This is a genomic window from Konateibacter massiliensis (assembly GCF_900184995.1).
Taxonomy (GTDB): Bacteria; Bacillota; Clostridia; order Lachnospirales; family Lachnospiraceae; genus Lachnotalea; species Lachnotalea massiliensis.
On the sequence record NZ_LT860099.1, the window covers coordinates 1,894,709 to 1,919,716 of the forward strand.

General features: G+C 41.1%; 23 protein-coding genes. 2 read left to right on the forward strand and 21 right to left on the reverse strand.

All coding sequences use genetic code 11. The features are described from left to right. Positions 1-14 precede the first annotated feature (14 nt). Positions 15-1,751 (reverse strand): flagellin N-terminal helical domain-containing protein, encoded by a 1,737-nt coding sequence (locus CTY48_RS14540; RefSeq protein WP_099469194.1) that lies wholly within the window; start codon positions 1,749-1,751, stop codon positions 15-17. 299 nt (positions 1,752-2,050) lie between these two features. On the opposite strand from CTY48_RS14540, the gene fliD (CTY48_RS14545) reads away from it, so the two are divergent. Together fliD (CTY48_RS14545) and CTY48_RS19505 are read left to right on the forward strand one after the other, a co-directional pair. Further along, entirely contained in the window at positions 2,051-3,352 is a 1,302-nt protein-coding gene (fliD, locus tag CTY48_RS14545; RefSeq protein ID WP_180272738.1) for a flagellar filament capping protein FliD, read from the forward strand. 180 nt (positions 3,353-3,532) lie between these two features. Beyond that, positions 3,533-3,748, forward strand: coding sequence for a hypothetical protein (locus tag CTY48_RS19505; protein ID WP_143452728.1), 216 nt, complete (start codon positions 3,533-3,535; stop codon positions 3,746-3,748). 55 nt (positions 3,749-3,803) lie between these two features. Here the strand turns inward: CTY48_RS19505 and CTY48_RS14550 are convergent, their stop codons facing one another. The 20 genes from CTY48_RS14550 to CTY48_RS14650 form a co-directional block, all read right to left on the reverse strand. Next, positions 3,804-5,435 (reverse strand): CgeB family protein, encoded by a 1,632-nt coding sequence (locus tag CTY48_RS14550; protein WP_099469196.1) that lies wholly within the window; start codon positions 5,433-5,435, stop codon positions 3,804-3,806. 13 nt (positions 5,436-5,448) lie between these two features. Further along, a complete protein-coding gene (locus CTY48_RS14555) occupies positions 5,449-7,077 on the reverse strand; it encodes a CgeB family protein (protein ID WP_099469197.1) in 1,629 nt (542 codons plus the stop codon). 95 nt (positions 7,078-7,172) lie between these two features. Further along, on the reverse strand, positions 7,173-7,982 hold the full coding sequence (locus CTY48_RS14560) for a flagellin N-terminal helical domain-containing protein (RefSeq protein WP_099469198.1): 810 nt from the start codon (positions 7,980-7,982) through the stop codon (positions 7,173-7,175). 208 nt (positions 7,983-8,190) lie between these two features. After that, positions 8,191-8,673 carry a flagellin biosynthesis protein FlgN gene (locus CTY48_RS14565; RefSeq protein ID WP_099469199.1) on the reverse strand — a complete coding sequence of 161 codons (483 nt, stop codon included), beginning with the start codon at positions 8,671-8,673 and terminating at the stop codon, positions 8,191-8,193. Between the two features lie 21 nt (positions 8,674-8,694). After that, positions 8,695-9,066, reverse strand: a complete 372-nt coding sequence (fliS, locus tag CTY48_RS14570; protein ID WP_099469200.1) for a flagellar export chaperone FliS — start codon at positions 9,064-9,066, stop codon at positions 8,695-8,697. A 20-nt stretch (positions 9,067-9,086) separates the two neighbouring features. Beyond that, entirely contained in the window at positions 9,087-10,625 is a 1,539-nt protein-coding gene (gene fliD / locus CTY48_RS14575) for a flagellar filament capping protein FliD (protein ID WP_099469201.1), read from the reverse strand. 12 nt (positions 10,626-10,637) lie between these two features. Then, the gene (locus CTY48_RS14580; RefSeq protein ID WP_099469202.1) at positions 10,638-11,054 is read right to left on the reverse strand and encodes a flagellar protein FlaG; all 417 of its coding nucleotides are present in this window, start codon (positions 11,052-11,054) and stop codon (positions 10,638-10,640) included. Between the two features lie 102 nt (positions 11,055-11,156). Then, entirely contained in the window at positions 11,157-11,378 is a 222-nt protein-coding gene (gene csrA / locus CTY48_RS14585; RefSeq protein ID WP_099469203.1) for a carbon storage regulator CsrA, read from the reverse strand. A 1-nt stretch (position 11,379) separates the two neighbouring features. Further along, complete coding sequence (gene fliW, locus CTY48_RS14590; RefSeq protein ID WP_099469204.1) at positions 11,380-11,844, reverse strand: flagellar assembly protein FliW; 465 nt, start codon at positions 11,842-11,844, stop codon at positions 11,380-11,382. 95 nt (positions 11,845-11,939) lie between these two features. Then, a complete protein-coding gene (locus tag CTY48_RS14595; protein WP_099469205.1) occupies positions 11,940-13,658 on the reverse strand; it encodes a flagellin N-terminal helical domain-containing protein in 1,719 nt (572 codons plus the stop codon). Between the two features lie 13 nt (positions 13,659-13,671). Beyond that, positions 13,672-15,726, reverse strand: coding sequence for a flagellar hook-associated protein FlgK (gene flgK, locus CTY48_RS14600; protein WP_099469206.1), 2,055 nt, complete (start codon positions 15,724-15,726; stop codon positions 13,672-13,674). A 16-nt stretch (positions 15,727-15,742) separates the two neighbouring features. Beyond that, complete coding sequence (gene flgK, locus CTY48_RS14605) at positions 15,743-17,557, reverse strand: flagellar hook-associated protein FlgK (protein ID WP_099469207.1); 1,815 nt, start codon at positions 17,555-17,557, stop codon at positions 15,743-15,745. A gap of 24 nt (positions 17,558-17,581) precedes the next feature. Continuing rightward, the gene (locus CTY48_RS14610) at positions 17,582-18,097 is read right to left on the reverse strand and encodes a flagellar protein FlgN (RefSeq protein WP_099469208.1); all 516 of its coding nucleotides are present in this window, start codon (positions 18,095-18,097) and stop codon (positions 17,582-17,584) included. A 40-nt stretch (positions 18,098-18,137) separates the two neighbouring features. Then, complete coding sequence (locus tag CTY48_RS14615) at positions 18,138-18,416, reverse strand: flagellar biosynthesis anti-sigma factor FlgM (protein WP_099469209.1); 279 nt, start codon at positions 18,414-18,416, stop codon at positions 18,138-18,140. 145 nt (positions 18,417-18,561) lie between these two features. Further along, positions 18,562-20,595 carry a beta-galactosidase gene (locus CTY48_RS14620; RefSeq protein WP_328587809.1) on the reverse strand — a complete coding sequence of 678 codons (2,034 nt, stop codon included), beginning with the start codon at positions 20,593-20,595 and terminating at the stop codon, positions 18,562-18,564. 26 nt (positions 20,596-20,621) lie between these two features. Next, positions 20,622-21,638: a LacI family DNA-binding transcriptional regulator gene (locus CTY48_RS14625; protein WP_099469210.1), complete on the reverse strand. Its 1,017-nt coding sequence runs from the start codon at positions 21,636-21,638 to the stop codon at positions 20,622-20,624. A gap of 221 nt (positions 21,639-21,859) precedes the next feature. Beyond that, positions 21,860-22,087, reverse strand: coding sequence for a hypothetical protein (locus CTY48_RS14630; RefSeq protein ID WP_099469211.1), 228 nt, complete (start codon positions 22,085-22,087; stop codon positions 21,860-21,862). Then, positions 22,084-23,313, reverse strand: coding sequence for a DUF3781 domain-containing protein (locus tag CTY48_RS14640; protein ID WP_456298591.1), 1,230 nt, complete (start codon positions 23,311-23,313; stop codon positions 22,084-22,086). The genes CTY48_RS14630 and CTY48_RS14640 overlap by 4 nt, the downstream gene beginning before the upstream one ends. Positions 23,314-23,354: 41 nt before the next feature. After that, on the reverse strand, positions 23,355-24,395 hold the full coding sequence (locus CTY48_RS14645; RefSeq protein WP_236354946.1) for an alpha/beta fold hydrolase: 1,041 nt from the start codon (positions 24,393-24,395) through the stop codon (positions 23,355-23,357). Between the two features lie 17 nt (positions 24,396-24,412). Beyond that, positions 24,413-24,892 (reverse strand): helix-turn-helix domain-containing protein, encoded by a 480-nt coding sequence (locus CTY48_RS14650; protein ID WP_328587810.1) that lies wholly within the window; start codon positions 24,890-24,892, stop codon positions 24,413-24,415. Between the last annotated feature and the right edge of the window lie 116 nt (positions 24,893-25,008).

The following is a 25,008-nucleotide window of genomic DNA, read 5'->3' on the forward strand; positions in this document are numbered from 1 at the left end:
CTTTTTCGTACTAATTAGCGCTCAAGCAGTTTTAACACACCCGCAAGGCTATTCTGACCCTGTGCCTGAATTGCCTGTGCCGCTTCCGATAAAATCCGGTTCTTGGAATAGTCCATCATCTCCGCTGCCACATCAGCATCTCTGATTTGAGATTCGCTGCTCTGAACATTTTCGGAGGTGTTTAAGTTGTTTGCGTGAGCATACTCCAAGCGGTTCTGCTGTGCTCCCAATTTCCCGCGCATTTGCGAGACGCGATAAATTGCCTTCTGAATGCTTGTGATTGCCTCTCCTGCTGTTTGAAAGCTGTCTGCTTGAATCCTATCAATGCCAAGCGTTTCGCTGTCCATCTCATCAATCGTAATCAATATCGCTTCACCTGCATTTGCACCTGCCTGAATCCAAATATTATTCTCTGCATCATGTTCTACAATATATCTGTCATCATAAACAATATCCACTCCGTCTAGATTAGTATCTGTTGCCGTTGCAGCAATACCGTATTGAAGCGAATAGGAGGTGCTTGTTCCGTCGGCAAGCATATCCCCTGTCCATATCATACTGTATCCCAAATCAGCCCCTCGCGTGGATGCACCAAGATTGGATGTCAGATTGCTGTAGTAGCTCCATTCTCGAATACTGTAATAATGCCCGACCGAAATGGTATCCGGTTTATTCGAACCGTCAATCACAATCCGTTCCGAGAAAGCCAGTGCCTGCTCACTGTTCACAATGGAGAAGCTATCCGGTATCGTGTTATATACATCGGCAAGTCCAAGACTGGTATAGCCTGGATCTGTCGAATAAACACAGTATCGTTCCATCAGGTCACCGTCTGTAAAGTACTGCTCAACCCGGTCATTGTTATTATATGCAGTGTCGACATGAAACATAAAATCCACTGTGGCATCACTTCCTGAGTTATTGATAACCTCATAAGAAATATTATAATATTGCTCCGTATCTGATACATTTTTCTCCTGAAGCTGAATTATCTGTCTGACGCTGATCCCTATATCCGGCGCTGTCAAAAGTCTGCTCCATGTCTGGGTTGACCCATCGTAAGTATAATCCGATACCTCCATACTTGACAGCTCAATCACCTGAGAATTATTGATACGAATGGATGAACAAGAGGTTCCTCCACTCCCATAAATTAAATTCCAAGAAAGCGCTCCATATTCCGACGTTGGAGACGTTCCGGCGGACAGGGCAAGCTCACGTCCTGTTCCACCTGCCGTGATAGGCGAGTTCCCAAGCGATACACCTCCAAGTGAAATCTCAGAAAACGGGATATCATCATAGCTATAATTACCATCGCCTACTGTCATATCCGTTCCCATAAAAAGAGGCTTTTTATTAAACTGCGTGTTCGTCGCAATGTGGTCAATCTCCTGTACCAGCTGATCAATTTCATTTTGGATGGTGGCTCTGTCACTCTCTTCATTTACATCATTCGCAGCCTTGACCGCCAGCTCGTCCATCCTCTGCAGCATCGCATGAACTTCATTTAGGGCACCATCTGCCACCTGAAGCAGAGAGATTCCCTGCTGAACATTTTCTGCCCCCTGATCCAGACCTCGTATCTGGCTTCTCATTTTCTCAGAAATAGCAAGTCCTGCTGCATTATCCGCGGCTCGGTTAATTTTATATCCCGAAGAGAGCTTTTCAGCGGTATCAGACTTTGTATTATTTACTCTTTTTAGATTCAAATTAGTATTTTGCAGCATAAGGCTGATTACGTTGCCCGCCATGTTGAATACTCTCCTTATAATATATGATATGTGGCAAGTTTCCTATAATAAAAGAAGTACCTTCTTACTATGTGGTGAAATTTAGCAAAATTCCCCATATATGAAACATGATACCATTTATCCTGATAGGAATCCATGGTATCACTTGTAAAATTTTTATTAAAACGCTTAATACAGTGTCTTTTTCCATTTTTATATTTTCCTTAATGACAAGCCTCTAAAAATATATTATAATGGTAGTATATACCTATTTGACAGTTGATTGTTGCATTACGTACTTTATGAAAGGAGACCTCGTTATGCTCTACGATTTTTATAACTACTACTCAAACTCAAATACAAACAAATCCGTAAGCAGGTATGACGCTCACAAGAAAAGTGAGTTAAAAAGCCTGTACAGCGCCATTGTCAGGTTAAACAGAGAATCTCCCCTCTATCTTATCAACATGAATGATGAGCTGCAAAACAATCTGATTGACATTAAAGAACATGCACGTACCTTGAAGAATGCAATATCTGCTATTTCGGAAAACGAAGATGATGTTACCTCTAGAATGTTCAATGATAAAATCTTAACCTCCAGCAATGAGGAAATCATCAGCGCACATTATCTCGGCTCTCAGGAGGATATTGAGAGTGCCCCTGTTTTTGATGTCGAAGTGGAACAGCTTGCTTCAAATCAAATTAATACAGGTGACTTTGTTTACTCTGACAGCAGTAGTATGTTTGCGGGCACCCACTCCTTTCAGGTAAATATTGCAAATATGAACTATGAATTTCAGTTTATTGTAAAGGATACCGATACGAATAAGGATATCTTAAAAAGGGTTTCCGGCATGATTAATCGTGCCGATATCGGAGTATCTGCCTCTATTGAGTTCAATGAAAGCGGTGACAAATCACGGATTATCCTAAAATCCACTGCGACAGGAAGCAATGATTTGAACAATGCAATTTTTAGAATTTCTGATTATCATTCTGAGCATCTGTCCGGTTCCGTGGAATATTATGGGCTAAATCAGGTTTCACAGCCACCAAATGATTCTAAATTTTATATAAATGAAATCCCACGCACCTCTTCCTCCAATATTTTTACAGTAAATAAGGTGTATGAATTGAGTCTCCATCAGACCACAAACTCTGGGGAAAATGTGAGGATTTCTTTCCAGAATAACAAGCAGTCTACCTATGATAAAATCAGCGCATTTACCGAGGCTTATAATCAGTTTATTGACCTTGCAAAGGATACCAGTTCTTCTACCAAGAAAAGCTCTAAGCTTTTAGCCGATATCGGTAATATTGCAAATTGCTATAAAAACGAGTTAGATTCAATGGGCCTTATCGTTCAGGAAGACAGCTCCATTATGGTTGACCACGATTTACTTGTCAAGACAATTGATGAGGAAGAAGCTGGTGACGGCACTTTTGCTTCCCTGCGAAGCTTTCGAAATCCATTGAATCGAAAAATTGACAACATCTTATTAAACCCAGTTGAGTATGTTTCCAAGACTATTGTGTCTTATCCGAATATACCGCAGGCTCATGTTAATGCGTATGCCGTTTCCTTGTACAGCGGATTGATGTTTAACAATTATTGTTAATATGTAACTGTTCAGAGCCCAGCAAATTTGATAAAGATATGTTTAGAATGCTTGCATTCTTAAGCATGTTCTTTATCAAATTTATTTGGCGGATACGCCACATCTTGAAAACACTATGTGTTTTCAAGATTGGCTCTGAACAGTTACGCTAGTATAACTAATATAATTGGGGGAGGATTTATGCTTAGAATATACGTATGCTTTAGATGTGGTTCTACTAGAATTGTATCCAACGACCATGACAGCTCCTGTCTAAGGTGTGACATTCCTATGTCTTTAGCTCCTATTACCTATGAGGAGTTTGTCAATCTTGACGGTCCGGAAAGGGAAATTTTGATTGGTAACTGGATGTTAGAAGAGTCCAAAGAACCCACAAATACCAAGAATGTAAATTAAAATAAATTTATATTCTTGGTATTTGTATAATTACGATGTAACGTCGCCGACACATCTACTTTACTGTAACTAAAATTAACTCACAATTATCGCCTGATAATTTCTGCACATTATATTTCTTATCTCTGCTTAATATCTCCATATACTCAGATGTATAATCCATCAGTAATACCTTTGCAAATTGTTGTAAACGTATAATTAATTGAGGTATTTCCTCTTTTTCAAAAAATTTAAGCAAATCAAGTATTACTACCATATCAAACTGCTTCGGTTTCATTTCTGCAAGTTGATGTACCGCCTTATAGACACTCTCTTCCAGTTTTCCGACCCACGGATAGCCTAGCTCAACACCCTCAATTACATATTTTTGTTTCAACTTTGCTTCATTTGGCTGATATAATGCTCGCTGACGATATAAAAAGCATCCTACATCCAGAACTTTCTTCATTTTAACTGTTTCTAACGTTTTCAAAAGAAGCTCGCATTTTCCCCTGTTTTCATCGGTGTAATCGCCATGAAGGAGACTCTCATCGTCCCAGACCATCATAACAATATCTTCCAAACGCTTTTCAATCGTGTAATGCTCTTTTACTTTCTTATAACCATTTTCCGCAATTTGCTTTCTCTCTTCCTCATGCTCAAGATAATAAGCAACCTTCTGTATCAAATCATCCAGACTCTCATAGATAACCAAATCCTCTCCCGGCACAAAGTATTCTAGCAACTCACTCTGATAATTGGTGAGAACAAAACCTCCATTCCCCATAATATCATAAATTCTAAGCGGTATTCCGGTCTCGATTGTCTTAATCGTCATATTAATATTAATCTTACTGGACTTGAATATTTTAGGCATTTCCTCCCTAGAGTCTGCAGGACCTTTATTGTTAACATGCGGCATAGAAGACGTGTCACTGAGTGTCCAGAGGTCAAAATTAAAGTTTTTAGCAAGTGTATCGACAAACTTATGTCTTTCCACCTCCGCACACTTCTTTCCGACAAATTCAGTCTCCACAACATCTCTTCTCGGAACTGCATAGTCCTCTCCCAATTCATTCCATTTTGCATATTGATAAAATTCTTCTGCCAGCTTGTCCGTGATAAGATTTCTCATTAAATTATATCCATAGATATTTACCTGTGCCTGTATCACAGCGTCCAGATATCCTCTCAAATAATCCGGAAGCTCTATCTTATCATAAGCATGTTTGTCCTCGTATAAGGAGCCTACAAACGACACCTCTGATGAAAAGCGCTTTTTATCCTCCTCACTTACAGAAACTTTATCCCAGAAGCGCACATTTGTCCCCAGCGGCATATAATAAATCCGTTCAGACTTATCACGAAAATTCTCATATAAGGTATAGTCAAAAATAAAAATATAATTACACTCATTTGATACCGTATCAGAATTTAATTGAAAGCACGGGCTGTCCACCAACCATGAGATGTACTTGATATGGTGTACATTGCAGACTCTTGATATAATCGGCATAAAATTAGTCGAAAACACGCAATCATATTTTGTCTGCAACAGCTCCTCCGACAAGAGCTTTAAATACTCTACATCATAGTCCCTATTTTCAATTTTCTTCTTAAAGTATTTCACTTCATGCCCTAGCGCCATCAGACTCAGTGCCAAATCAGGCTCATATATATTTCCCCAGGAGCACACTAATATTTTCATATTTCATCCCTTCCTATTTCAATACCGTAATTAATAAAAACTCACAGCCTCCGGCTGAGAGCTTCTGACACTTATTGTCCGCAATGCCTGTCAATACCTTCACGTATTCTTCCTTATAGTCGATGAGCAACACCCTCGCCAGCTTTCTGAACTGTTCCAGAAAAATCGGCAAATCCTTAACGTCTAAATACTTCAATACATCAACAATGATTACCGTATCATAAAATTGCTCCGGCAGGCAGCTCATCTCGTATATATTGTTATAGATAGAACTGTCTTTTGACTTTTCTAATGAATCGATTATTGCTACTCCATCTATTTGGTAATCATTTAAATCGTCTGGTTTTCTTACATCTGAGTAACCCAAAAACAAACCTGCATCTAAAATACGATGCATCTGAAGCTGTCCAAACATCGACACTAATACGGTATATTTTTCTCGACTTTTTAAACGCTCAGCATCATAAACTTCAGCCTCATCCTGCCATACGATTTTAATCATTTCCTCAAGTCGTTTCTTATACGTATGCAGTTCCTTAACCTTCTTGTAGCCATTTTCCGCAATACGCTTACGCTCTTCCTCATGTTCCAGATAATAAGCTATCTTCTCTAATAGGTCATTCATATTCTCATAAATAACCAAATCCTCACCCGGCACAAAATATTCCGGCAGCTCACTTCTGAAATTAGTCAGAACAAAACCATGATTTCCCATTATATCGTAGATACGAAGCGGAATCCCTGTCTCAATCGTCTTATTTGTTATATTAAGATTAATCTTACTATATCTGAAAATTCGAGGCGTTATCGTTCTCGGATCTGCCGTTCCCTTATTATTTACATGAGGCATCGAAGCCGTACTGCTTGTCGTGTATAAATCAAGGTTAAAATGCTTTGCAACTTCCCCTATAATTCTATGTCTCTCCAACATACTGCACTTAGGTCCAAGGTATTGCGTTGTCACAATATCTCTCTTAGAGCACTCATATCCCGGTATCTCGTCAGCAATGCGAGTGCACCCCCAAAATTCTTCAATCACCTCATCTGGAATCGTCTCATCAAGAAAATTATAACTCCAGATATCAGATTGTGCTTCAATCATTCCATCCATATATCCTCGCAGATAATCTGGCATTTCAACCTCATCATACTTATTCTTATTTTCATACAAAGACCCTACGAAAGAAACATCTGCCCTCAATACCTCTTCCTCCTTTTCGGAATAGGAAATTGCATCCCAAGGCTCTATGTGAGTCCCCAAAGGCATATAGTAAACATTCTCTGATTTATTCTGAAATTTTTTATATAAGTTATAATCAAAAATAAAAACATAATTGCATTCATTGCCAAGCACCGTTGAATTTAATTTGAAAGACGGACTGTCCACCGTCCACGAAATATATTTGGTGTGATGTATTTTGCAGACATTTGAAACAAGAGGGGAAAAATTGATTGTAAATACACCGTTATATTTGATTCGCAGCAATTCCTCTGATAATTGCTTTAAATGCACTGTGCTAAACTCTCGCCCTATTCGCTCGACCCCTGTATCAAGCACATGGACCTCATGCCCCATAGTCTCCAATGCGAGTGCCAAATCAACCTCGCCCACCACATCAGTCTTACACACTAATATTCTCATAAAAACCCTTTCTTAGCTACATCTGACTGTTTTTCCACAATATTGTTTCAAAAAAATAAAGCTGGCATACACCAGCTTTATTTATTTAACTTAAATTACTGAAGAAGTGATAAAACACCCTGTGTCTGTGAATTAGCCTGAGCTAACATAGACTGGCCAGCCTGCATAAGAATGTTATTCTTGCTGTACTTAACCATTTCAGAAGCCATATCAACGTCTCTGATTCTTGACTCAGCAGCCTGAGTATTCTCTGAAGAAGAATCTAAGTTAGAGATTGTGTACTCTAATCTGTTCTGAAGAGCACCAATGTCTGAACGCTGCTCAGATACTGTCTTGATTGCTGCCTGAATAGAATCAATTGCATCGTTAGCATCGTCATGAGTTGTTACATTCAAAGCATTTACAGAAAGTGTAGTAGCATCTGTATCAACTAATGCTAAGCCGATGCTCTGTCCTGAGTTTGCTCCAACCTGTAATGACAATGTAGAGTCAGTTGTGAATAAGTCTTTCTCATTGAACTGTGTTGATTCTGCAATTCTTGAAATCTCGCTTGCTAACTGATCAACCTCAGACTGGATAGCTGCTCTATCTTCAGACTGGTTTGTATCATTGGCAGCCTTAACTGCTAACTCATTCATTCTCTGTAACATAGAGTGAATTTCGTTCAATGCACCTTCTGCTGTCTGGATTAAAGAGATACCATCAGCTGCATTGTCAGATGCCTGATCAAGTCCTCTAATCTGGCTTCTCATCTTCTCAGAAATAGAAAGTCCTGCTGCATCATCTGCTGCACGGTTGATTCTGTAACCTGAAGATAACTTCTCTGTTGATTTAGCAAGAGCTCCAGTTGTAACGCCTAACTGTCTGTTTGTGTTTGCTGCTGTCATATTGTGCTGTACTACCATAGTAAATTCCTCCTTGAATTTGATGCAACATCCATGTTGCATATTATTATGTATTATGCAAATTACTATTATGCTAAGTAATTAGCTATAGTAATCTTACACCGTTAGTGATTTTTCGTCAAGAATTATTTCTTCCTTAACTACTTGTATATTATATCGGTATGTCCTTTTGAAAACTTTATACCTATTTGAAACTTTTTTTATTTTTTTACTTTTTTTTGTCGAGAAACTGAGGCTGAATATAATTGGTCTGCTGCATCGTGTTATAGTATTGGCTTGTCACTTTTTTGTTTGCCTTAAAAGATTTTACTTCCTGCTTAAACAAGGCAAACTGTTGGGAGATAACCTGACGGTTTTTCTCCTCGCCGTTTTGCACCTCCACACTTTTATCCGTAATCAGTGCAATGTAATGCTGCATTTCCTTTATCTCATCCTTATGTGCTTCTGCATTGTTTACAATCTCGGGCTGAATGCGGTTATACAAAGCTTGGAATCCATCATCCAATAAATTGAGTTCATCAATCAACAGCTGTTTTTCGTCAAGGCTCGCTTCGTATTCCACCATATTCTTCTTTATATTTACAATAATCTCAGCCTGTTTTTCATTTACAGCTATGATTTTATCCAGAATTGTCGTTTTCTTCTGTAAGCTGTCTATCATAATCTTTATATAATTAACATTCTGTTCCATCTGTCACCTCTGACCGCAAAACTATTTTGCCAGTTTCATTACCTCTTTCCATGTATCACGCATTGTTCGCAGGTGCTCGAGTGCTTCCTCTAGAATTTCTTTATCCTTATGTATGTTCGCATCCAACAGTCTCTGATTGACGTAGGCATAGACATTGTCAAAATCCTGTGCAACCGGATATTTAAAGTCCAGACTCGCACGAAGCTCTGTGATAATCGCACGGCACTTCTTAATATTATTGTTTGCTTTTTCTATATTGTCCTGTTCAATACCCAGAATTGCGATGTTGCAAAACTTGATAGCACCTTCATAAAGCATAAGAGTTAAATCAGCCGGTGTCGAAGTCTGAACCTGGTTCGTTTTATATGTAGCATAAGCATTTGGTAAAGCCATAACATTTTCCTCCTAAACAATCAACTGCTTCCTAATAAACTCGTCAGAGAAGAACTACTGGACTGCAGCTTAGCAAGAGCGGTTTCCATCGCGGTGAACTGGCTGTAATATCTGTCCTCCATCGCTGTAAATTTATCCTCCAGCTCTTCTATTTTATCCTCATAATCCTCAATGTCGCTTGCCATTCTCTTGTCTTCATATACCGTGTATACACTTCTGATGCCGGTAATGGATTTCATCTTCTCTGTCATCTTACTATACAGTGTATTTGAAAGAGACGTAAAGAAGCTTGTAACCGTCTCCGGATCTGACGCAAGTGCCGCCATAAGCTTATCATCATTTCCCGATACAGTGGAGTCTGTTGAATCTCCATCGATATGGTAAGCACCTCTCTCGTTGGCACTGGTCGAGAAATAGGAACCTGTTGAAATACCGAAGCTTGCAAGTGTATAACGTGTACCGTTTACCGTAACAGCGGAGGACATAGCAGTTTTGATTGCACTCGTCACATCGCTTAATGTGCTGTCTCTTCTCAATAAGGCATCCTTAATCTTTGTCTCCCATTTTTCAATCTGATCGTCGCTCATTGCCGCTCTCTCTTCATCCGTCAACGGCTCATAGCCCTTGGCGCTGTCCGCATTGTAAAGACTGTCCATCTCGTTCACAAGCGCGTTATATTGGGTAAGAAAATCCTTAATCTTGTTATAAACCCCGCTGTAATCGGCGGATGTTGTGATAGATACCGTTTTATCAACCGTATTGCCGTCTGAGTCTGTTGTCGTTCCTGTCACGCCTGTTGCTGTAATCGTAAGCCCGTTGATATTGAAGGTATTTGTGCTGGAACTAAACGATGCTCCGTTCAATGTGATTTTTGCATCCTGTCCGTCTATCTTGACTGCTCCCGAAGAGGTGCTAAGTCCCAGGGCATTCAACGCATTTGCTCCATCGCCACTTGAACTAATTGTAAAATCAGCACTTTCACCGCTTGTTTTGGAATTTACGAATATTCTCTTGTTCGTAGCATCAAAGCTGGCATTTACACCTGCAGACTTAAGCTGTGATATCACACTCGCAATCGTCGTATCATCTGTCACTGCAATTGATGTTGTTTTGGAACCCACCTTAATGTCAATTGTTCCTGAACCGGATGCAGAATAACCGGTCAGTTCACTCAACTTCGTACTTGTGCTGAGAGTGGAGCTAGAATCTGAGGTCGATATCTGCGCACCTGTCATATAACCGGATTTCGCCATCTGCTTTACCGCCAGCTCCTGTGTTCCGTTTACTGCCGATGTGCTTGCCGTAATAGTTGCAACCGTGGAATCAGAAATACTGGTTGCCTTATCCGCATAAAAGTTTGAGAAACGCATCTCGCTTAAAGTACCTGTGTACAAAGCATAAATCTTTGCATTCAGAGTCTTCCATGCATCCACTTTCCATTCCAGAGAGGTCTTTTTCTTCTCCACCGCTTCAATTTTTGTTCTTTGCGCTTTCATTAACTGTGATACAAGGGCTTCTGTATCCAGACCGGAATACATACCCGTCATTCTTATTGCCATATTGTTTTCCTCCTATAGCTTCTCATCCACTAACAATCCTGCCACTTCCCAAACCTTGGCAATCATCTCAAGTGTTTTCTCCGGCGGAATTTCCTTTAGTACTTCCTTCGAATCTTTATCAACAATCTTAATTGTAACCCTGTTTGTCGCCTCATGGATGCCAAAAACAGCCTCCGTATTTTTGTTCAGCTTTGCATTTATTTCGCTGATTGACTTTTTCATGTCACTGTTCGGCTTGTCAATCTCACTACTGCCTTCCGCAGCGAAATTAATCATTTCCGCCTCTGAAGCCGCTGCAACCGAAGAGCCTGCCGTTTTCTCATTTACAGTCACTGTTGATTTCTCGCTTACTGCTGGCTGAACCGGCTTAATATTAACTTGAGTACTACTTCCCTGGTACCCCTTGCTGTTAACTGAATCGAGTTCCATATCATCACCTCCGTGTGATTTATGACTAATAATCTGTTATTAACTTTCATTATTAATTATATCGGCATTTTTTGTCTATTCTTAATAGCGGGGAGAAAAATATTATTTTTGGAATAACTTGTTCAATTCTTCCAATCCGGCTGCTTCCACAGATTTTTTGTTTTCTTCCTGAATCTGAAGATATATTTCCTTACGGTAAATCGCCACGTCCTTTGGTGCGGAAATTCCAATTTTGACCTGGTCTCCCTTGATTTCCAGTACGGTTATCTCTATATTGTTATTTACCACAATTGCTTCGTTCTTTTTTCTGGAGAGGGCAAGCATCTTATTCACCCACCTTTTCTTGTTTTGTCTGTAAAATATTATAAATCGGAAACTTTACAAGATAATCTTCGTTTTCCACCGCAATCTGACAGCCTTTTCTTGTCTCCGCATTGATGATAATAGGTGCTTTCAGATTTGATGTCATATCCTCCAATTTTGCAGGTATTGTCACCGTAACCAAAACAAGCATCTCTTCCGGCTGCAGCTCCCCAAGAGGGGCAATCAAGTCATCATTTACAACCGGATTATAATCCGGCTTCACAATCAGCGGATTGATAACCGGCAGCGCAATTCCCGGCTCTTCAACGGATTGAAGCCACGAAATTCCAATCTCGTCTTTTTTTTCTTCATCGTGTATAATAAGAAAATTTTTCATGTCGGGAAAACCAATAATCCCATTTTCAAAATAAATCTTTTTTTCCTCGTTTACTCCAATAGTGCCAAACAATCTTGTCTGTATCGTCATACCCTTCTCCTTTTCGAAATCCGTTTTACCTATAATAAGTATTATAGCATTTCATCTTCAAAATAAAAAGATAAAATGCTGTTATACTTTGTCATCTATAGGAAATCCAACAAGGTCTGCTTGATTATTTTACTGGATGCCGTGAGTGCGGCATTGTATGCCAGACTCGCTGCTTCCTGCTCAATCAAAACATCTGACAGCTCAACGCCGATGTTCTCCTCTGATAAGGTCTGTAGGTTCGTCTGCTGCTTTAATGCACGCTCCTCAATCAGAGCAAGGCGGCTCAACTTACTTCCCACTGCTGTAGAAGCATTGGATATATCCGCTGCATATCCCGCAAAATTCGTAATACTATCCTCTGCAAGCTTCTGAAGCTTGTCCTCTGCATAGGTGCATTCCTTTTCCACAGCATCAAGCATCGACTGGATATACTCTGTCTTGTCTGCATATTGGGAATCACTTAACATAGCTTCAAGCTTTTCTTTCTTTGTCTCTGCCGCAATTGACGCTTCCAACGCTGCAATCAAGTCATCTACGTCTCTTCCGATTGACTGGTCAAATACATTCTTTGCCTCGGTATTTACTGTAATCGTCTGGTTAAAGTTAACCGTGTATTCGATGTTCTGTGCTACGCCTTCATTCACGTACTCTGCACCTGTCTCCAGATTTGTACAGTCAAAATAATGCTCCGGTCTCAACTCGCCTGCATTAAAACCTGTTTTCTCATAGGTAAAGCTGATTGCATCTTCGCCACAGCTTTGAAGTGACTGATATACTCCGGCACCCAAGATAAGTTCTCCGGTCTCTTTAATAAAAGTAATCCCGCCGGCAGCCGTATTCAAATACGTAGCGTCTTCTGAACCCGTCTCCAAGTTTACTGCAGTTACCGGAATGGTGGCAGTTGCCGTAACTTTATTTCCGTCTACGGAATAGTTAAAGGTTCCTACCGTCGTTCCTAATGAATCGGTGATTGTGACAAGACCTGATGCATCTGTCGTAGCCGTATAAGGATCTCCTGATGTATCATTTCCTGTAACAGTGGCAGTTCCGTCTGCTTTCACCGTCACCTTTACACTTCCGGTAGCTGAACCTGTCACCGCAACAGTCAAACTCGTGCTGAGTGTACCGGAAGAAGAATAGGACACACTTGTCGGTCCGCTTGTATTTTCTGATAAATCACTGTAAGAAAGGCGCAAACGATACAAAGTGTTGTTTTCAATTGTATTTGCATCATATTCTGTTGCTGTCGAAGTTAATATATCGTCAGCGTTTACATCCACCGCACCGGATACATAGCTAATCTTTTCCACATCACTTCCGGAAAACTTCTCCGTAATACGGTAGCTCGCCGTAGTGCTTGCTGTTTGAAAGGAGAGTGACATATTCGTCTTATATCCGGTCAACAAACTTCTGCCTGATACGTCGGCATTACCCTCATCATAAATCTGCTCACGAAGAGACTGATACTCATTGAGCAGCGTTTTTTTCTCATCCAGTGAATACTGACCGGAGGAAAGCTTAGATGCAAGCTCCTGAATTTTACTTACGCAGCTTTCAATATTTTCAAGTGCTGTCTGTGTACTTTCCAGCCAAGATTCTGCATCCGGTATGTTTTTTGAATAATACTGATTAATAGAACTTAAGCTGCTCTTCAAACGCAGTGCACGGATTGCTACAACAGGATCTTCCGAGGCTCTCGTTATCTTCTGCTGAGTAGAAACCTGTGTGGAAATCTTATCATATAGTATCTTATTTGTATTTAAATTATTCAACGAATTATTCGTCATTATCTTATTGGTAATTCTGATACCCATCTGTTAAACCTCCTTATACCCCTGTCTCATTAATTAACTTGTCATATATTTCATTCATAACAGAAAGTAACTTAGCAGACAGATTATAAGCTTCCTGATATTTTACAAGGTTAACGCCCTCTTCGTCGCTGTCTACACCCGATACCGAAAGTCTCTGATTGCTGACAGATTGTAAAAGAGTACTATATTTCTTGGCAAACGTTGTTGCCTTCTCACCATCTACCGAGCTGTCAGATGTGAGGCAAACCAAGAACTGCGTTGCATTTCCACCTCTAAAGGACAGCGTAGCCGTATCACTTTGAACTTTAGCCAATGCAGTCAGAACATCTCCGCCTGTCGGGCTGTTCACATAATCAGTTGTTGTTCCAAGTAAATCCGGATTCGACAACATGGCGCTTGATACCTTTAAGTTTCCTGCTGTTAATCTATAATAGCTGTCATTGCTGTCGGTTCTCACCAACGAGTAATTATCTGCATCTTTTCCTACAAGTGAACTACTTACTTCTCCTTTAATCTGATATGTGTAAGTATTTGTTGCCTGATTATAAGTGTAGCTTTCATAATCATATTCTACACCATTGATATAGACACTGCCCGTCGCCTGCGGTGTAGCTGTCTCATCGTTATTTGACGCAATTTGTACGGCTGTCGTGTTTGTAGCACTGTCATATGCCGCCACATCAGTTACCGCACCGGATAAGGCAAAGTCAAATTCACTTCCCGTAACAGAGGTTCCTGTATAGAGAATACCGCCTACATTGCCGGAAGAATTAAAGCCGGTTACCAGAACACTATTAACCGCTTCCGCAAAGCTTCTTGCAAATTCATTAATCTGAGACATATAATAAGGAATTCCACAGTAGTCTACGCTTTTTCCGACAGAAGCATTTTTCCCAACCAAATCCGCAGGTACGGAATCCGGGTCGCTCATCGTAAATGTATATTCATATTGACCGGTAGCCTCATTATAAGTAGCCGAGAAGGAATCATAGCTGTATTCCTTTGTTCCCAGTTTGATTGTTCCTGCATCATTTAAGTTAATCTGGTTTAAATTTGCATAAGTGGTGCTGGTAATCGTTACAGTCGCAATTCCGGTACCTGCGGCATTGGTTGTTGTACTTGCAATCTTTCCGCTGAAGTTATTTCCGTTATTACCATCTCTTAAATCAATAAGTGCTTTCAATTTACCGCTGGAACCAGACGCCAAAACATTGAACTGATTTCCGTTTTCCCACTTGATATCATAAAGTCCGTCCACATCAGACTGATTTACTTTTTCCTCACGCGCCACACAAGTCAACTGATTGTAGCCGTCGTTGTCAACCAACGTCTGACCGCAGATTGTAACCCTATAGTCCGTCGCCCCTGTTTTGTAACCAAGAGAGCTTTTGATATCTGTCTCTGTTACCTCCACCGGAACAATTTCAGACAGCTCATCAATCAAAAGCGCTCTCTGGTCTCTCAGGGAATTCGCATTTCCGCCTGCAAGCTCAGATATGTTAATCTGCTGGTTTAAGCTGTATATTTCCTGCGCAATACTATTAATCTTGTCAATATATGTCTTTACCTCTTCGTTCAAATCCTCCTGAATCTTCTCAAGATTGGTGGACAAATCATTGAAGTAGTCTGCCAGAGTCTGCGCATCGTTTACGAACTGTGTCAATGTGGTTGTTTCAGGATTCTTTGCCGCTTCATTCAAAGTGTTAAAGAACGTGGACAACGCACTTGTATAGCCGGAGGTCTTATCTGTCTCCTTAAACACATATTCAAGCTGTTCCATATAATAATTCTTTGTACTATATTCACCGTAGCCTGTATTGGTGTTCCAGTATTTTTTGTCGTAGTAGCTGTCTCTGATCTGAATAATGTCCGTCGCCACTACACCGGTACCAATCTGTCCGTATGTGGTGTAAGACCTGAGCGCCTCAGATGCACTCTGCTTTACCTGCTGTCTTGTATATCCGTTTGTCTCTATATTGGCAATGTTATTGCCCGTTGTATTAATCGCTGCCTGATATGTATATAAACCAGAAGTAGCTACCGTTAATCCTAAAAATGTTGATGGCATTTATTTTCCCCTCCTATCAGCTTGCTAATGACACAATGATGTGTTCCAACATCTCGCTGACTACATTCATATAACGAGAAGCTGCATTGTATGCATTTTGATATTTAATCATGTTACTAAGCTCTTCGTCAGATGAAACACCGATTACCATCTGTCTGTCATCGTCAAACCCTGTCGCCGTTGTCTCCAGTGAATCGGAAATACTCTTATAGACAGAGCCCAGATTTCCGACTGATGTGTAGAGCTTAGAGTAGTAATCCTGAAATGTAGCTTTTGACGTTGCATTCGGATTGAGCGCCACAAGCTTCTCACTCCAAACATTGTACAATGCCTGTCCCTTTTCAAAATCAACCGAGCCGTTTGCAGTATAAAGCGGTAATTTTCCTACATCGGTTAAAACTTCTGAATTAACTTCCAAGTTATCCAGTGTGTACAGCGTCTTCGGGTTGCTAGGATCTTCTTCATTGTAAACATAAAGCTTCTCCCCCGCAGCGTTTGTATACACGGTATAGCGTTCTGTTCCTGCTCTGGAAAACAGCTCTGTTCCGATTGTTCCGTCAGCTGATTGTCCGCAGTTTTCCTGATCAAGCACCTTGTAAGTGCCCGCCGCAAGAACATTACCGTCCGCGTCGGTCCATGTCTCGGTTGCATCCACTGTCTGCGATATGTTCGGAGACAAAATATCATTAATCGCCGTTACAATTGTATGTATCAACTGGTCAAATTCTGCCATTGTATTTGTCATACCAGACATTGCCGTAAAGGTGTTGTAATAATTTGTTGCAGCTGCATAGGCTTTCTTTCCGTCCGTGTAAACCGCCTCACTTGCGTCGCAAGCATTCCCGTATTTATCCCAGCTGCCTGTTGCCCAAGTTCCGTCTGAATTCTGATAACTGGACGAAACCGGTATCTTCGTATAAGTAGCTACGTCGCTTCCTCTTTGTAAAACAAGCGCCTTTAATTTTCCGACATCCGTGTCTGTATCCGTTGAAATTGCACGACTCATATCAAAGACCGCAGCGTTTTTATAGCTGACCCATGTAGGAGTAGCAAAACCAGTCTCTCCATCCACCGTATAACCTAATTCTGCCAGATAGCCCTCACCCACCAACTGATTGCTTTCCGCTCTCACCGTAACAATTCCGTTGGAATCTTCTGAGTAGCTGATATTAATCAGTCCGGCAAGCTCATCCAGAGCAAGGTTTCTTGTATCGCGAAGGTCATTTGCATTCTCTACACCCCCGGATTCTATCCCGGATATTTGTTTATTTAATTCGTAAATCGTGCTGGCAAGCTCATTAATCCTGTCAACCGTATCGATAATCTGATCATTCAAACTGTTTTGATATTCTTTTAATAAATCATATACATTCTGCGCATCCTCCAAAAAGGAAACTGACCTCTGTTTTAACAAGGTCTGATAGGATGTATCATCCGGCTGCCCCGCTAACTGATTGAATGCCTCGTTCAGGTTGTCCAACGAATCGCTGAACTCCGAACCTCCTAATGTTCCCAATATGGATTCAATTTCATAATAAGCACTATAGCCTACAGCATAAAAATTGGCTCTTCCGGATTCTAACCGGTAAGCCATATCTAAAAAGGTATCTCTTACCTGTCGTACCTGTGCAACAGTTGTGCCGATACCAACCTGCTGCTGGCTTACAGCACCGTACTTAATCGTATTATATAATGTATCTGATTGTACAACCTGTTGTCTTACATAACCTGTCGTTCCGATATTCGCCAGGTTGTGCGCGGTTGTATTTAATGCATTCTGACTCGCTTGTAAGCCAGAAACACCAATGTATAGGCTGCCCATTCCACCCATCGTTCGTCACCTCATCATACTTTCTTATTGTTTCGCATCAAAGCCGCTTGTATTAATAAGTACGTCTCCTTTGTTATAGGCATCCTTGCCATAATTAGCTGTTTCTGGTGCTTTTCTCATACTTTGGTACAGACTTATCTCAAATCCGACCATCTCCAGAGAATGTTCTAACAGCATTTGATTATTCTCATTGATTGCCGCCATCATCCTAACCGTCTCACCTAGCTTATCATGCAGCTCGGCAAGCCTTTCTTGTTCTGTCGGCTGACCCTTCAGCATCTCAATGATAGTTCTCAGCTTTAGTTCTTCAACATCCTTGTTGAACACGATTGCAATATCTTTCATTACTTCTGCTCTGGTTTGCTCCAACTGCTGGATGTTCTCCACAATCGGCTGCTCCCGTTCCGTAATTTCATGTAGTTTTTCAATGTTTCCCTCTACAATTATGGTTGTCTTTTCCTTGGATAGTTCAATCAGCTGCTCATATGCGCTATCTTCTTTCTCTAAGACATCCATCAAAGTTTCCATTAAACTTGCCACTTGACATCCTCATTTCATTTTCTAATTCCGTTTTACCGGTTTAGTACATAAGTTTCTCATAGCTTGCAATCACCTTACTTGCAAAATCATCTGCACTTACATTGTAATCACCTGACTGAATTTGAGATTTTATATTATTTACCAGTTCTTCCCGCACATCATCGGCTTCTGCCACTGCTTTTTTCGCAATCTGGTAATCAAGACCTTTTTGTGAAATTTCTAACTGGTCGTTCTTGCCTTTCGGTGCTGTCTGCTGTACATTCTTTGTCTTCTCTGTATTGTAAATCTGGCTTATTTGATTATAGGCTTCTATACGCATAATAACACTCCTTTCTGCATTTCAAATAATTCTTACTATATTTATCGGCCGTTTGATTTAATACTTTAGGTTTTTTTTAATTTTATTTTAAGAAATCACTAAAAACGGCTCTGCTAGCACCGCAGAGTCGTTTTATGTAAACCAGTTATTTTACTTTTTTTAATATAACAGTTGCAAAGCTTTCAAGCTTTTCATTTTCCTCGCCATAAATAATCTTATATTCTCCAAGCGGCAGTTCCATGTTCACCGACTCTCTGTTAAAATTCTGGACAAAGAGATACATCGCCGCTTCAGATTCCCTTGTCGTCACCTCGACTCCTCTTGGGATATCAGAAATCGGTACTTCCAGCTTTTCCTCTCTGACCACCGCCTGAACAAGGTCATCGTAAAAAGCGCCTTCCATATCTGCACAGATGTAGTACGCCTTTCCTTTTTTGTATTCATTGCAAGTCAGAACCGGGAGCCCCTTGTAAAAATCATCTTCGTACTCCATAAGCACCTTTGCATCGGACACTCTCACCAGCTCGCACAGGTTTTTACAAGTGTAGCGTTTATGCAAAGCAAGCGCATTGTTTTCTACAGGAACTCCGGCATTTTCCTCACCGTCATACAATCCATCAATCTCCGTACTTCTCAGACCAAATACATCCATAAGTCCGTTTGGTGTACCGCCCAAGAAACAAGAATCGGTATCGTCCACAATTCCTGACCAGAATGTCATTATTGCAATTCCGCCATTCTCTACAAAACTCTTTATTTTGTCAGCAATTCCGGCACGAAACAGATAGAGCATCGGAATGAGCACGATACGATAGGCCTCCAAATCATCCTCCATATCGATGATATCGACATCCAATCCTTGTCTTCGAAGTGCCCCATACATTTTGTCCGCAGTTTCCTTGTAAGGCATCCCGATATTTCTCGGTCCCTGTGAGTCTGTAATTGCCCATCTGTTTTCCGTATCATACAAAAGTGCTGCCTTTGGATATTGCATCGTTCCCTTCAACTCGGAAAGAGCTGCCATATCCTTTCCGATGCGGCACACCTCTTGATAAACCCTCGTATCTTCACCGCCATAGTGGTCAATCACTGCACCGTGGAACTTTTCTGAGGCTCCCCTGCTCTGTCTCATCTGGAAATAGAGCACGCTGTCAGAGCCGTGCGCAATCGCCTGCATGGATGCAGCGTGCAGCATGCCGGGTTTTCTCAGCTTACTTACGTCCTGCCAGTTCGTGGAAGACGGGGAGGATTCCATAAGCAGGAACGGCTTTTTCAAAAGACTCCTCATAAAATCATGCTGAAGTGCCGCATCCAGCGCCACGTCTGTCTCCGGTCCTCTGTGCCATTCCGGATAGCTGTCCCAAGAAGAAAGTTCAATGACATCCTTAAATTTTCTATAATTTAACCCTTCATAATCTCCTATAAAATTAACGGTAACCGGTTGCCGACAACCACCGTCGTACATTGCTCGTTTTTCCTCTGCGACAAAGTCAACGGTCTGTGCCGTCACAAAGCGTTTCCAATCGAGGCTCAGCGCATGCAGCAGCATTTCGCCGTTTGGAGACGGGCTTTCAATCTGGTCAAAGCTTTGGTAGGTATGGCTCCAGAATGTGGTGTTCCATCTCTTGTTCAGCTCGTCTATCGTCCCATAGCGTTCCTTCAGCCATTCTCTAAACTGCTCCTGACAAAGCGGGCAATGACAGTCTCCAATGTACTCATTTGAGAGATGCAGCGCCAAAACACCCGGATGACTGCCGATTTCTTTTGCCAAAACCATATTTATCTCTCGTACCTTCCTGCGGTACGCAGGTGAGGTATAACAGTGATTTTGGCGTCCGCCAAAGAGGTTTCTCTCACGCTTTTCATTCACACGCAAAACCTCTGGATAGCGTTTTGCCAGCCATTGCGGTCTTGCCCCGGAAGGAGTGCCAAGTATTGTATAAATTCCGTTTTTGTACATCTTGTCAACTATGTTGAGAAGCCAGCCTGTTTCGTATTTTCCTTCCTCCGGCTCAAGCTTGCTCCACGCGAACATTCCCATTGTCACAAGATTGATTTCTGCCTTTAGAAAAAGCTCCAAATCCTTTTCCAGTATCTCCGGAAATTCCAGCCATTGCTCCGGATTGTAGTCACCGCCGTGTAGCAGCTTATCAAGTTTTATTTCTGTATTCATTTCCATTTTTGTTCTCCATATCTTCTTATCGCTTACATTGTAGAATCTTTTATTAAAACATTGTAGCCAAGTGTCAGCTTATCATAATCTGCGTTTTTGTTCATGGCATCTAACAGCTTCTTGGAAGCAACGCCTCCCATCTCTGTTACGTCAAACTCAAGGCAGGTCACAGACGGATAGCAGTTTGCCAGCAATCTGCTGCCGTAGCAGGAAGCAACTTTTACATCCTGCGGAATTCTTACCTTGCTCTTATGCAGAGCATTCACCACACTCAGGCAGATATTATCGTCAAGGCATAAAATACACTCAACGCCCTTTTCCAAAAGCTCTGCCACATCTTTTTCCACGACCGAGGGATAAACTGCTCCCGTATAGAGCAAATCTTCGTCCAGCAATGCTCCGGCTTCCCGGTACGCCTCCCTGATGCCCTTCAAACGGCTCTGGGTTACAATATGTCCGCCATCACCGCAAACGCAGGCGATTTTCTTAATATTCATCCGTAGCAGTACGGATGCCAAATCCTTGCAGCCACCCTCCTGATCAAAATCTACCTGGATAACATTTTCTTCTGCCCAGCTTCCGATTACAACAAAGGGAACGTTTTGTTTTTGCAGATAGCGTATTGCCAAATCATCCTCCATTGTTCTGGTCAGGATTGCTCCATCTATTTTATGCTGCTCTACTAAAGCCTTTAACTCCTGTATGTTGGCAGAGGTAGCCTTCACAATCATTACACCGTAGCCCCATGCCGAAAAACTATCATAGATGCTCAGCAAAATTTCCTGAAAATAAGGTGTTGCCGCATGTCCTGTCTCTCCGGGCAAAAGTACACAAATATTTTTCGATTTTTTCTCTGTTTTTTCATTTGTATTCGGTACCAAATGATGCTCCTCCAAAAACTGGAATACCCTGTTTTTTGTTTCCTGCCCAATCCGTCCCTTTCCTGAAATGGCGCGAGAGACGGTCGTAGGCGACATTTCTAGTTCCTTGGCTATTTCTTGTATTGTAATTCGTTCATATCCGTTCTCTTTCCCACACTGAAACTTCATCCTTTACCTCCGCCAAATTGGTTGCGCATTTTTATTTATTGCGTTATTTTTTTGCGCCGTAATGCTATTTTATCATAGTTTGTTTTAAATGAAAACTCTAAATTATATACAAACTTCTCAGCTTTCTCTTGTCTGATTTACACAAGCAGGGTGCGCAATAATATTATATTTGCGCACCCTGCTGTAATTTGACGTATTGCTGCTCTATTCTATTTTTGATTCTATTCCTTTTTCAAAAGCTCATGCAGCGCTTCGATATCCGTTTCTTTGAGTTTTATATTGGAACTCAGAGTTTTGCCCTCTGGTGTGGTTACATTAATTTCAATTATCGTTCCCTCTTTAATCGCATCTCGTCTCACCGCCTCCAAAAATTTCGGAAACTTGGGATGATTTTGCACAAAGGTGTCTTTTGCTTGTTTCATTTTAAATAATGATGCTGGATTAATCATTTGGGTTCTCCTTTTGTCTTATGAGCCGTAATAATGGTATAGCTATACGCATTTACGGTTATTTCACATTCATCTATATCGATATACCAGTTTTTACCTCTCCTGGTTATAACAGCGTTTGGCTTTTGAATTTCGTCACTGCACCATACAACTACATCCTCCACATCCAAGGAAAGATTTTTCTTAATTCGCACGATACCTAAATCAGTTGTATGTAATTTATCCAAGTTTTGTATCAGTTCGTATTTATTGTTTTGCATATTATCCTTTCGAGCCGCTGCTTTTGCAAACTGCTTCATCAGCACCTGCGTTGACCAGTGATACATATCCATTGTTTCATAGTTTCTGTATTCACATTCCGAGGCTACTAAAACCATGAGATAGATATCATACCACAATGCTCTGCGCCTCTGTTTTTCGGTTAGCGCCCCAATCCCATATCCTTTTTGAAAAAAGGTATTATCGGAATAGGTTCGAAATCCTACCTCCATCAAAGGATCTGCCCAAAGGCTTCTCTCCCAATCGATCAGCCCTGTAACTCTGCCATTTAAAACAAAAATATTGCCATCCCAGCAATCCCAATGTACCAGCTTTGGCTCTGTCACCTCTTTAAAAATTTCCTTATCCTCCTCCAAACAAGCCCACATGTTATCAATTGGTATTTTCAAATCTACATTGCCGTGCTTTGCGTCATTCACTCCGGCTTCCAGCATCTTTCGAAAAACCGGATACCACTCTTCCCCTTGAAATTCAGGTTGACCGGGATACCCGAAACAAGAGCAGCATATCTCGTTTATTTTTCTGTTGATTTCTCCCGTTTCGGTATAGATAGTCTCAATCTGATCCGGTGTAAGAGAGCTTTTGACCGCATTCAGACTCTTGCCCTCCAATTTTTCCATAAAAAAATACGGAGTTTCACAAATTGTACAACTGTCATCATAGCCAATCACTTCCGGAACCGGAATCTCTTCATATCGTGCCGCCGTTTTCATCGCTTCCACTTCGCTGAACATAATATTTTTTTCGTAAGTCATAATTCGAATTTCTTTTGACGGAGCAATCTTTAATATAACCTTTTGCTCATCACTCAACGTTATTTCGTAAGCCACATTGAAGTAACCCTCCGTCAATTCTTTATAGGTTTTCAGCTCAAGAGGCGAAAAATATTTTTCTACCATTTGTTTGATTGTACTCTTATCCTGCTTATTTTTCGTCAAGCTTTCCATCATATGCTCCTTTTCTTTTTTAGTATAGCATTATGAAAATATTAATTCAATCGGTTTACTGCCTCGATAAAAGCCTCCGGTTTAAAGCGGTGTATATTGTGATTACCGGACAGTTCCACAAACTCGCAGTCACCAATAAGCTCAGCTGCCTTTCTTGCCTGCTCATCGGAGGATGCTGCCATCAATATCCCATCCTCCGTGTACAAAGCCTTCACGTGGAGAAAAACAGTCGGAACCTTTATATCAGACAACAGTTTTTCATGGGGAATTCCACTGTGCCAAGAGTAATCATAAAAGTGTTCTCCAAAGAGAAAGTCATACTCGTTTACAAATAGGAATATGCCGTTTATAGACTCCGGCATAAAAAAGTATTGTACCGGCTCGGTTGGATGCTTTTCATGATAACGCTGGGCATAATTGGCAATGCCGTTCATCGATGATGTCATATAAAGCTGTCCCCATAAGCAATGTCTCATATAATATGCCTCCCAGCATTCTGTCTGTTCACCTGAGATATAGTCATGTATGTTTTTGTAGGTATCCTGATAAGCAAAGGATTTTTCAAAATAATTTTGCTCCGTGGAAAATACCGGAGGATCTTCCAGCACCGCACCGACAACCCTGTCACCGCCGTATGCCGCTACATAAGCCGCCAATATTCCGCCGGAAGAGTGACCGGATACCACGGCATCTTCGCCGATCACATGGTCTAGAAACCAAATCAAGTCATTACCGTTTTCCTTCAAATAATATGTTTCTTCATCATGCGAAGATTTTCCGTGCCCATAGCAGTCCACCGCAAAAACATGCCAGTTCTCACACAGTTTTGGCAGTACACGGACATAGTCCTCCCATGCACCAGTCTGACCGTGTATCAAAAGCAGCGCTTTGCCATTGTCAGGACCCTCTGCATAGTTAATTGTTTCGCCATTTGGCAATATAACCTGCTTTTCCGTATAGCCTGCCTTCCTCGTTTTTTTCAAGTCCGTCTGCCAGTAATGCGTGCATTTGTAACAGTAAACCGCTGCCGCTATTACTCCGATTATAATAATTAGTAAAACAACCAACCCTATGATTTTCAATGTTCTCCCCCTCTTCATCATTCTTCACCTGTGTCCTCTTGAAATATTCCGACATTTATGCTGTTTAGCATCGCTCTGGCAGCCTGCTCAAACTGTTCTGCCGGAACCAGCGCAATTCCTCTTGTTCCGGGATTGTCATCTCCCAAGACTACAAAGGTATCTCCTGCTTTCAATCGCATTTTATCTCTTGCCTGTTTCGGAATAACCACCTGACCGCGCTCGCCTAGCTTTGTTATGCCAAACATATACTTTCCTTTCGGCGGAATTCCCAATTTCTCCTCATCTGCATCATAATGAAGCAGGTCATCAACAGATACCTGATACAGCTCTGCCAATTTGTCACAGTTAATAATATCAGGGACAGTTTCCCCCGTTTCCCATTTCGCCACGGCCTGCCTTGACACTCCTATTTTATTTGCTACCGCCTCAATGGATAGCCGGCTATTCTGACGAAGATAAGCTAAATTTTTACCAATTACAATTTTCTTACTTTTCATACTTATCATACCTCCTGTTAATTTCAGTATATCACAGGAAATATTTTACACAACCAACCAAAGATAACTAAAAATGTTAAAAGCACCTTCAAAAGATTATTTTTCTTCTAAAGGTG